The following is a 9,783-nucleotide window of genomic DNA, read 5'->3' on the forward strand; positions in this document are numbered from 1 at the left end:
CTATTGATGTTTTTTGCTTAATAAAATAATATAATACAATTATACATATCTTAATTTAGAATCATAAAGGAGGTAAAATTATGGCGAAGAAAATATTTAGCAGAGAGAGAAAAGTGATATTCCACCTTGATGCACCTGACGCAAACGATGTATTGTTAACAGGTGATTTTAATTCGTGGAATGAAGCCGGCTTAAAAATGAAAAAGAATCAAAACGGGAAATGGAGTGTAGAAGTAAACCTTGAACCGGGTAAATATGAGTATAAATTTATTGTTGATGGCCGGTGGTGGACAGACCCATTAAATACCGAGACCGTTACAAATTCATTTGGTTCTTTAAATTCAGTAAAAGAAGTAGAATTCTGATTCATTTTACAATTTTCGCCGGGGCAAAGCGACTATGAGAATAGCTATTTTTTCGTGGGAATCTGCTCACTCTATATATATAGGTGGTGTGGCGATTCATGTTACTGAACTTGCGGCCGCCCTGGAGAGAAAGGGCCACGAAGTTCATGTGTTCACGCGAATGGGTAGGTCTAACCATTCTCTATATGAGCGCATAGAAGGTGTTCATTATCATAGGTGTCCTTTTGCTTCAAGCCCGGATTTTATAGAAGAAATAAATAACATGTGCCGTTCATTTGTGGATACATTTTTTCAAACTGAGGATTATATAGGGCATTTTGATATAATCCATGCGCATGATTGGTTGACCACCAATGCGTTGGCCTGGATAAAAATCGGGAGGCCCCGAAAGTCGGTAATTACCATTCATTCTACTGAATATGGGAGGTGCGGTAATAACTTTTTCGATGGTAATTCAAAAAGAATAAGGCATCTTGAGTGGTATGGAACATATTGCGCTGATAAAGTTATTGCAGTATCGCAATCTTTAAAAAATGAGATTATGTGGATATACAATGTGCCTGATGGAAAGATTAATGTCATATATAATGGTATAAATTGCAGAAATTATGACGGCTGGATAGATGTTGCGTCTGTCCGGAGAAGATATGATATAGGTCCGATGGATCCAATGGTATTATTTGTAGGAAGAATGGTGTATCAAAAGGGCATTGACATTTTAATAGAGGCTGTGCCATACATACTTAGATTTTATAATAACGCAAAATTTGTTTTTATAGGTGATGGAGGAATGCGCCGGTCCATTGAGGAGAGAGCCCGGCAGTTAGGCGTAAGTTATGCAACCAGATTTCTCGGACATCATAACGGAAACGGCATTACAGATATTTATAAAGCTACAGATTGTGTTTGTGTGCCCAGCAGGAATGAACCCTTTGGAATTGTTATTCTTGAAGCATGGAGTGCAGATAAGCCAGTGATTGCGAGTGTCCATGGCGGCCCGTCAGAAATAGTATGGCATGATGTTAATGGGTTAAAGATTTATCCAAATGTAGACTCTGTGGCATGGGGTGTAGGAACTTTATTTTCCAATTTTGAACATGCGCGGTGGATGGGTAGAAATGGACGTGCCGCAGTTGAAACAGCATTTTCATGGGATGTAATAGTAAATCAGGTGTTGACAGTTTATAACAATTAGTGATCATTTCAATTATTGTCAATAAAAATTACAACAACATTATATTCTGGAAGCTATTCAATACCGGAGCCTGGACAGGGGCGAGAATAAGTTTTGAAATTGAAATAGAGTAACAGGCATATACTAAAAGGCTTATATCAAATACCGCTTTGATATATTTTTGTACATTTCTGAAAATCCCCAATACTTTGTGTGTGCCAGCCCAAATGCGGACCGAAGGTCTAATTTTATGTTTTCGTCCACATCGTAAAAATCCAGGTGCCCGCTGATGGGATCTTTTGGATTCCAGAAATTCATCCAATAGACTTTTTTATCGAGAATAGATTGATAAGGATTTTCGATTTCAGTCTCGTCTTTTTTTAAATTGAGGTTTAAGCTTTTGAAACTGTGGAAATGGGAGAGGATTTGACGCCGGATAAATTCTTCGGGTTTGGTGTGTTCCCGGAAGAAGAAGGCGATCTTATCCAGGGGTGAGCCGAATGTGACAAAACCTTTTATCTTCCCTGCGTTTGCCTTCATACCGGGGTCAACGTTCATCTGGAGATTTATTCTGTTAAGGCAGTCATAACCTATTACGCTTCCAAGGGAATGGCCTGCCACGATTATTTGGCCGTATCGTTCGTCTTTAAGAAGAAGCTTGAGATGTTCCACCGCTCCATCCAGGATTTGTTTTCTTATCTCGAATGTTTTTGATTTGATGTCTGTTGAGGTATAGGCTACCACGTCACCAAGATAGCTGATGAGGACCTGTTTGGCTTCATTCAGGAACAAATTGATGACCGGATCCAAATAACTTATCCTTGTTATTTTAATAAAAGAAAGTAATCTGAGAAATACGCCCATGTGTCTGAGATACCAATATTTTTCAAATTTTCCGTTTTTGAAGGCTTTCACCCCCAATTCTTCATATTTGGCAGCCAGTTTGTTGTTTTCTTCGTAGAATTTTCCCGCGCCGTCCGATGTGGTAATCAGCCAGTCGAATATTTCCTGGAGATTTACCCGCCTTTGCGGAATATTGGCCCAATAATGTTCAAAAAAATCAATCGGTGTGCCGCTTTGATCAAGTTTCAGAGATACATAATTTTCAATCCAGCCTTTTCTTTTTTCGCATTTATGCAGGCATGTCACCTTGCGAGGCATATTTTCTTTTTCAAGCAACGACCAGAAAGGCCTTACAAAACTATCCAGTGTTTCGTAAGGATTTTGTTCGCCGATACCGTGGATTATGAGAAAAGCAGCCGGTTTTTCCGCCCACATGTTTGCCTCCTATTATCAAATATAATAAATTATCTCAATTATATTTCATATCCGGACATTTTTACAAATATTTTTTAGTTTTCGGTTTTTATCCATCCGCACAAAAATTTCTCACCGGCCATATTTTCTGGTAAAATACAATTAAGTTACATAAATTATTGGCACTTTTTCGGCTCCACTAAAAATTAAAGTAACAGAGCACTGGATAAAACAAAAGAAGAAAGTTTATGAGAAAATCAAAAATGATTAATATCTCATTTAGTATATTTCTGGTTTTGTTTTTTCTATTTTCACCGCTGTCCGCTGAAATAATTCCTCCGGCTGAACTGGATAATACAGTTTTGACTGAAAAAATCCGTAAGGATGTAAAAATGCTTGTTGTTTACAGGGACGGGTTGGTAACGATAATGAATTTCTTAAAAACTGAGCCGGTTTTTTCATCCGTGAAAAAAGAAGGTTCAAAACAGCGGTCTATGCCGACGCGCGAAGAAAAGGAAGTCCTCTGGAATACATGGAAAAGTTTTCTGGACTATTATATCGCGCTGGATTCTCTTAAACAATACTACAGTAAATTCAATGATATCAAAGATGACAAGTTAAAAAAAGATTCGTTTTCAATTTTTCATTCTGCCTTTATTGTCCAATACCGGTTTGCGCTTGATTTTATCAGTGAGATAGAAAAAAATCCGCATTTTGATACCGTTCTTAATGAACCTGTGGTTGAGCTGGGTTTACCTGAAAAAACATACGACAATTTTAAATTTGAATTTCTGAATATGATAAAAGCGAGTGAATTTGCCGCTTTGAATATTGTCCGGAAATTTTATGGAAAATCTGATATTGATGAAATTATAGAACAAGATAAAAAGAAAATCTGGGACGCGGGGAAAGGGAAAGGAGAGGTTTTAACAATAAAAAACGCATTTGATGTTATTGGAAAAATTGGTTCTTCAGTTTTTATACCTGTCCAGGAGGGAGTTTCGACATGGATGGGAGATACCCGTGTAAGGCGTAAAGGAGAATCACTGATTTCACAGGAACAGATTGCGGGAATGCTTCCTGAACTGCAGCCGGGTGATATCTTGCTTGAAAGGCGGGAATGGTATATATCTAATATAGGATTGCCCGGATTTTGGACCCACGCTGCGCTTTTTATCGGTTCACCCAAAGATAGAAAAAAATATTTTGAGACCGAGGAAATAAAAAACTGGGTAAAAGAACAGGGGCAAAAAGACGGAGATTTTGAAGAACTGCTTAAATCAAAATATCCAAAAGCTTATGAATTAAGCCTTAAACAGCAGGAAGAAGGGCATATCCCGCGCGTTTTGGAAGCTATTGGAGAAGGTGTTTCATTTACAACTCTCGAGCATTCAGGAGCCGCGGATTCATTAGGAGTATTGCGCCCGAAATTGGCTAAAATTGAAAAAGCGAACGCCTTGTTAAGGGCTTTTCAATATAGCGGCAGGCCGTATGATTTTAATTTTGATTTTTTAACGGACGCGGAACTGGTTTGTTCCGAGCTTATTTACAAGGTGTATGAACCCTCAAAAGATTATAATGGTTTAAAACTTCCGCTGGATAAGGTCATAGGCCGCCTGCTTCTTTCCCCGAATGAAATCTGCCGTATTTTTGACAATGAATTAAACTCCGGGAATCAGCAGATGGCTTTTGTTTTGTTTCTTGACGGAAATGAAAAACAAGACAAGGCGATAGAAACAGGCGCGGACGAATTCAGAAAAAGCTGGAAACGCCCGAAGTGGCATATTATTGTTCAAAAATCAGCAGATGAAAAGCAGGAAAAATAAAAAACAATATCACCTTACACTTGACAAAATTGTATTTGTATGTTTTAATTCTCGATAGCTACCTAAAGGATGTATACAAATGGCTTCAAAAAATACAATTTTAACGGAAAAACGGTTGAAAGATATTGAAGATATCATTGCTTTTTCAGGCAGAATTGTCCCTGCCAATGATATTTATAGAAATTTAGGTAAAAAATACTCAAGATTTGCCTTAAAGAAAAAAATATTTGAATTAAAAGAAAAAGGATGGCTTGTTTCTTTAAAAAGAGGGCTTTATTTTATTACAGATATATCTTCCCGCGGATTTGTAAATATCTCACCTTTTGTTATTGCAAATGCTTTTAATAAAAATTCCTATATTTCGTTAGATTCGGCTATGAGTTTCTATGGCCTTTTTGACCAGATGTTACGGACTACTTCATCAATAACGACATCCAAATCCAGAAAATATCTGTTTCAAGACAATATATATAATTATCTTAAGATAAATAAACAGTTATACTTCGGTTTTAAAACTGAAAACTTAGAAGGTTTTTATATTAAAATCGCTGAGTTGGAAAAAGTAATTTTGGATTATCTGTATTTCAAGAATGACACTTATTCAATAGATTTATTGATTGAAAAACTACAAAAGGTAAAGGATAAACTTGATTTTAAAAAACTATTTACTTGCGCACTAAAATTTCCAGAAGCAACAAAACGGAAATTAGGATTTATTTTGGATTTGATAAAAGTAGATACTGAGGAGTTACATAAGAGAGTAAAAACAAAAGGTTATAGCAAATTAACTCCCAACTCAAAAAGATTTAACGCAAAATGGCGTCTCTATTATGAAGATAGATTTACTATCAAGAGCTCAACTTGAAATCCTGAACAAACGCGGGCCAAAATATCATTTACAGGATGCTGAAAAAGATTATTTTCTTGCGATAATCCTGAATATATTTTATAACTCCGGATTAAAAAATGCTCTTGTATTTAAAGGTGGAACAGCCGTTTATCATTGTTATTTAGAGCAAAGCCGGTTCTCAAAAGATTTGGATTTTACCTCCAGAGTCAAATTAACCCAGGCGGATTTGGAAAAAGTATTTTCCAGAATCGACATATTTAAATTGAAAGATGCAAAAGAGAAAAAATACGGATTGGATTTTTCTATCCAATACCGGGGCGTATTATCCCATCCAGACACAATTGGGATTGATATAAACACCAATCAAAAAGTTTTGCTTGAACCAAGAATAATGGAGTACAAAAATTATTACGGGGTAAAACTCTCCTGCCTGGTCATGAATGAAAAGGAAATATTTGCAGAGAAACTTCGTACACTCTCTGACAGGGCAAGGCCAAGGGATCCTTATGATTTAGTGATATTAAAGAAAAATTTTGGGTTTAAAATAAAAGAAGGATTGGCCCTATTGCAAAAGAAGGAGTTACATAAGCCTTTAGACAAAGAAAGAATCGCGGAAAATTTGAGAATATCGTTAGACAGATTTGAGAATGAAATGCAGGAATTATATTACCGTGAATCAGTAACTAAAGAAGAGGTTAAGAAATTGGCTGATGAAATTGTTGAGACGGTAAAATAAGTCAGTAAGGCTGGGAACGAACGGCGTTCAAGGAAAAGATATTTCCGCTCAGCATGTGGAGGTCTTAAAATACACTAATCCTGTTTTTAAAAAACTTTACGGTGATTTATACACGGAATTGGTTAACCATAAACCCGATTTGCTTGGTTGGCTGTATAACGAGCTTGATAAACCATGGCAATATCAAAAACGGAGAATGGCCTTAAACAGGCTTAATCCCGGGGATATTGACGGGATTAGGAAAAAGGCGGGAATTGAATAAAATCTCATTGACGCTAAATATTTAATTGGTATATATTACTAAGCGGAGTTTAAGGTGAAGGCAGCAGCTTGTTATAGATAATAATATATATGCCGAAAATATAGAATATTAAAGACATTGCCGTTGTTTTTGCGTTATTAAAATAAATTAGAATATCAGAGTAAAGGAGCAAAATGCATTTATTGGTTCTTGTTCTTAACAGGGAAGAATACATGGAAGAAGTCCTTACTATTTTTGTGGAAGCGGGTGTTCCCGGTGCGACAATTATTGATACAGAGGGTATGGGGAGGGCGGTTTCTTATGATATTCCGATTTTCGCCACCCTGAAAAATATAATGAAAGGGACGCATTTTTACAATAGAACCATATTTTCGGTAATCGAAGATGAAGAGCTTTTAAATAAAACTATTGATATGATAAGAAAAAGTATTGACCTTGATAAGGAAGGAACCGGTATTCTTTTCACAATCCCTGTCAGCAAGGTATATGGATTGACAAAGGAAGAGCTGAAGTGGTAGTTGTCTCAAACCGTTAAGTTTTGGCCAAATCATGCCGATTTTATTAATTAACCGGTAAATTTTACCCATTTTTTATATGATATTAGGATTTTTTGAATCTATAGGGAAAAATGTCAGGATTTTAATCAAAAATGTCGGAAATTTTGCTATTTTTTGGTTTAATTCCTTATATTTTGTAATAAGCGGGCCTTTTAATTTTAAACAGACATTTATTCATATGGAGCGGATTGGCGTAATGAGTTTGCCTGTAGTTTTAATTACCGCGGGTTTTAGCGGTATGGTGCTGGCCGTGCAAACTTTTTACGGTATGAGTTTTATGAATATCTCGCGGTATGTGGGCCCGATTGTAGGCCTGAGTATGACCCGTGAATTGGGCCCTGTGCTTACAGGGCTTATTGTCGCGGGCAGGATAAGTTCTTCCATGGCGGCTGAACTTGGAACAATGCAGGTTACGGAACAGATTGACGCGCTTTCGACACTTGCGGTTAATCCTTACAGGTATCTTGTTGTTCCAAGGTTAATCGCGTCGCTTGTTATGCTTCCTTTATTAACAGCGGTTGCCGCGGTTACCGGGATTTTGGGAGGGTTGATTGTTTCAGCAAGGGGATTTAATGTCAATCCCGTTCTTTATTTTGATACTACGCGAAATGTTTTATTATTGCGTGATATTTATAACGGTTTGATAAAAGCCTTTTTCTTTGGGATGATTATCGCGGTTGTGGGATGTTATAAAGGATTTTCCACGCACGGCGGCGCGGAAGGAGTCGGATTGTCAACCACAGGCGCCGTGGTCTTGGCTTCGATACTTATTTTAGTGTCGGATTATTATTTGACTATTTTGTTTTTTTAAATGAGACTACAACTTAGCAAGCTAATGCAAAGCTAAGTTGTATGGTCGAATTTACCCCGCACTAAATCTTCTATTAGTGTGAGGTTAACTGATTAGATGAAGTGTTTAAACGATACATAAGGGATTATTTTTGGTATGACGGCCGATTTAGTGCGGGGTTCAATTCGCACTATCATTTCTGTGCGCATGTCATGCTTCATAAATGATGTTCTCATTGAAGGGGAAATTATGTCTGTTTCAACTGAAACAAAGGTTGGTATTATGATTTTTGTTTCACTGGTCATTCTTGCCAGCATGACTTTTACAGTGAGCAAGATAAGTCTGTTCAAAAAACCCGGCGATAAAGTAAAAATGAAATTTGAAGATACCGGCGGGCTTCGTTTATACGATGATGTGCGGATAGCAGGCGTTATTGTAGGAAAAGTAGTTGACATTTACCTGGAAGGTTCAAGCGCGATTGTCGTGGTCCAGTTAAAACCCGAACATCATATCAGGAAAGGCGCCAGGGTAATTATTAATTCTGCCGGACTTCTCGGAGAGGCGTATATCAGCGTTACGCAGGGCCCGGCTACAGGTGAGGTACTTACAGAGTCAAGCCCTCCACTGCTTTCCGAACCGACTGTCAGGGTAGACCAGATTATGGCAAGCATGAACCGTTTTATGGACAGGGCTGAGAACGCGATGAATTTTGATATCCGGCAGGTGATTAAAAACACAGAGGACTTAATTGCAAGCATTAATATGCTTGTGAATGAGAACCGCGCGAATATAAAAGATATTTCAAAAAATATGAGCATCATTTCCAAGGGGCTTACTGAAACCGAGCGTGAGTTCCAGGCAAAACTCGTTTCGATTTTGAGTAATGTTGAGCAGTATTCCCAGACACTTTTCCAGAGAACAATCGCAATTTCTGATGAAATGCTTATTATTACAAAAGATCTGGATAAAGGAATCAACAATACCGGCAATAATATTTCTTCGCTTATCTCAAATTTTAATGCGACAAGCACGGAATTTAACAGGATTGTCCGGACGCTGGCCGAAACCATGAAAAGAGTCGACAATATAGCCGCCCGCGTGGAAAGAGGAGAAGGTGTTATAGGCAAGCTAACGACGAACGCTGAATTGTATGACAACCTGAACGATGTGCTTGTGGAAATCAAAGGAATAAGCACGTCTTTAAACCAGGTAGCAGGCCGTATAGAAAGAGGGGAAGGCACAATAGGGAAGCTGGCAAAAGAAGATGAGCTTTATAACAACCTGAATGAAACTATAGCGAGCGTTAAAGAGCTGTCAGGAAGGGTTAACGAGTATAAAACTTACTGGGGTTACAGGATGGACTACCGTTTTGTAAAACAGGAAGACCAGAAAGATTTTCGAAATACGTTTTCTTTCAAATTTGAACCCAGGCCGGGGAAATATTATTTGCTGGAAATGGTTGATATCGGAGGGAAAGAGAGAGTTTCTCTATTAATCGGTGCGGCAGTAAAAAACTGGCTTACTTTGAAAGCGGGGGTGATCGAGTCAAGCGGTGGTGTGGGTTTGAATTATTATCCTTTTGGCAAAAATTTCAATTTAGGTGTTTCCGCTTATGACTTTGGCAGGTTGTCCAAACCGCAGGTCAGGCTGGAAGGGACATATCAATTAACGAAAAATATTTATTTTAATTTAGGCGCTGAAGACCTTTTGCTTGATAAATCTTATTACGCGGGATTAAATGTTTTTATAGAAGACAGAGACATAAAATATCTTTTGGGACTTGTGTCGTATGTAAAATAAGTTTTGAGTTTTGAGTTTGAGAATTAAGAGTTAAATATGTTACTTGAGTTTGGCAAATTTAAGCTGCCAATTTTAAAATATTTGGCAAAACCATAAGTGAATCATGAGAAAAAGAATCTCTAAAATGAAAAACTTTTTGCCTGAAAGTTTTATGTTTTTCATTATC

General features: G+C 37.5%; 10 protein-coding genes. 9 read left to right on the plus strand and 1 reads right to left on the minus strand.

Features of this window, described 5'->3' with window-relative positions; all coding sequences use genetic code 11:
- Nucleotides 1-80: 80 nt before the first annotated feature.
- Nucleotides 81-365 (plus strand): glycogen-binding domain-containing protein, encoded by a 285-nt coding sequence (locus tag AB1498_07415; protein ID MEW6088118.1) that lies wholly within the window; start codon nt 81-83, stop codon nt 363-365.
- Between the two features lie 34 nt (nt 366-399).
- The gene (locus tag AB1498_07420) at nt 400-1,560 is read left to right on the plus strand and encodes a glycosyltransferase family 4 protein (GenBank protein ID MEW6088119.1); all 1,161 of its coding nucleotides are present in this window, start codon (nt 400-402) and stop codon (nt 1,558-1,560) included.
- 132 nt (nt 1,561-1,692) lie between these two features.
- Here AB1498_07420 and AB1498_07425 read toward each other — a convergent pair whose 3' ends face one another.
- Nucleotides 1,693-2,817: a hypothetical protein gene (locus tag AB1498_07425; GenBank protein ID MEW6088120.1), complete on the minus strand. Its 1,125-nt coding sequence runs from the start codon at nt 2,815-2,817 to the stop codon at nt 1,693-1,695.
- A 227-nt stretch (nt 2,818-3,044) separates the two neighbouring features.
- On the opposite strand from AB1498_07425, the gene AB1498_07430 reads away from it, so the two are divergent.
- The 7 genes from AB1498_07430 to AB1498_07460 all read left to right on the plus strand — a co-directional run bounded on the left by AB1498_07430 (nt 3,045) and on the right by AB1498_07460 (nt 9,617).
- Nucleotides 3,045-4,622 carry a YiiX/YebB-like N1pC/P60 family cysteine hydrolase gene (locus tag AB1498_07430; GenBank protein MEW6088121.1) on the plus strand — a complete coding sequence of 526 codons (1,578 nt, stop codon included), beginning with the start codon at nt 3,045-3,047 and terminating at the stop codon, nt 4,620-4,622.
- A gap of 79 nt (nt 4,623-4,701) precedes the next feature.
- Entirely contained in the window at nt 4,702-5,487 is a 786-nt protein-coding gene (locus AB1498_07435) for a hypothetical protein (GenBank protein MEW6088122.1), read from the plus strand.
- A complete protein-coding gene (locus AB1498_07440; protein ID MEW6088123.1) occupies nt 5,453-6,208 on the plus strand; it encodes a nucleotidyl transferase AbiEii/AbiGii toxin family protein in 756 nt (251 codons plus the stop codon). The genes AB1498_07435 and AB1498_07440 overlap by 35 nt, the downstream gene beginning before the upstream one ends.
- A 55-nt stretch (nt 6,209-6,263) precedes the next feature.
- Nucleotides 6,264-6,470 (plus strand): hypothetical protein, encoded by a 207-nt coding sequence (locus AB1498_07445; GenBank protein ID MEW6088124.1) that lies wholly within the window; start codon nt 6,264-6,266, stop codon nt 6,468-6,470.
- A 173-nt stretch (nt 6,471-6,643) separates the two neighbouring features.
- On the plus strand, nt 6,644-6,988 hold the full coding sequence (locus tag AB1498_07450; protein ID MEW6088125.1) for a P-II family nitrogen regulator: 345 nt from the start codon (nt 6,644-6,646) through the stop codon (nt 6,986-6,988).
- A 76-nt stretch (nt 6,989-7,064) separates the two neighbouring features.
- A complete protein-coding gene (locus AB1498_07455; GenBank protein ID MEW6088126.1) occupies nt 7,065-7,838 on the plus strand; it encodes an ABC transporter permease in 774 nt (257 codons plus the stop codon).
- Between the two features lie 228 nt (nt 7,839-8,066).
- Nucleotides 8,067-9,617: an MlaD family protein gene (locus AB1498_07460; protein MEW6088127.1), complete on the plus strand. Its 1,551-nt coding sequence runs from the start codon at nt 8,067-8,069 to the stop codon at nt 9,615-9,617.
- Nucleotides 9,618-9,783 lie beyond the last annotated feature (166 nt).

It is taken from the genome of bacterium (assembly GCA_040754625.1).
GTDB lineage: Bacteria > JACRDZ01 > JAQUKH01 > JAQUKH01 > JAQUKH01 > JAQUKH01.

Excerpts from the sequence above, each read along its gene's own strand:
- AB1498_07415 (MEW6088118.1), top strand. The coding sequence starts at position 81 with ATGGCGAAGAAAATATTTAGCAGAGAGAGAAAAGTGATATTCCACCTT.
- AB1498_07420 (MEW6088119.1), top strand. The coding sequence starts at position 400 with ATGAGAATAGCTATTTTTTCGTGGGAATCTGCTCACTCTATATATATA.
- AB1498_07425 (MEW6088120.1), bottom strand. The coding sequence starts at position 2,817 with ATGTGGGCGGAAAAACCGGCTGCTTTTCTCATAATCCACGGTATCGGC.
- AB1498_07430 (MEW6088121.1), top strand. The coding sequence starts at position 3,045 with ATGAGAAAATCAAAAATGATTAATATCTCATTTAGTATATTTCTGGTT.
- AB1498_07435 (MEW6088122.1), top strand. The coding sequence starts at position 4,702 with ATGGCTTCAAAAAATACAATTTTAACGGAAAAACGGTTGAAAGATATT.
- AB1498_07440 (MEW6088123.1), top strand. The coding sequence starts at position 5,453 with ATGAAGATAGATTTACTATCAAGAGCTCAACTTGAAATCCTGAACAAA.
- AB1498_07450 (MEW6088125.1), top strand. The coding sequence starts at position 6,644 with ATGCATTTATTGGTTCTTGTTCTTAACAGGGAAGAATACATGGAAGAA.
- AB1498_07455 (MEW6088126.1), top strand. The coding sequence starts at position 7,065 with ATGATATTAGGATTTTTTGAATCTATAGGGAAAAATGTCAGGATTTTA.
- AB1498_07460 (MEW6088127.1), top strand. The coding sequence starts at position 8,067 with ATGTCTGTTTCAACTGAAACAAAGGTTGGTATTATGATTTTTGTTTCA.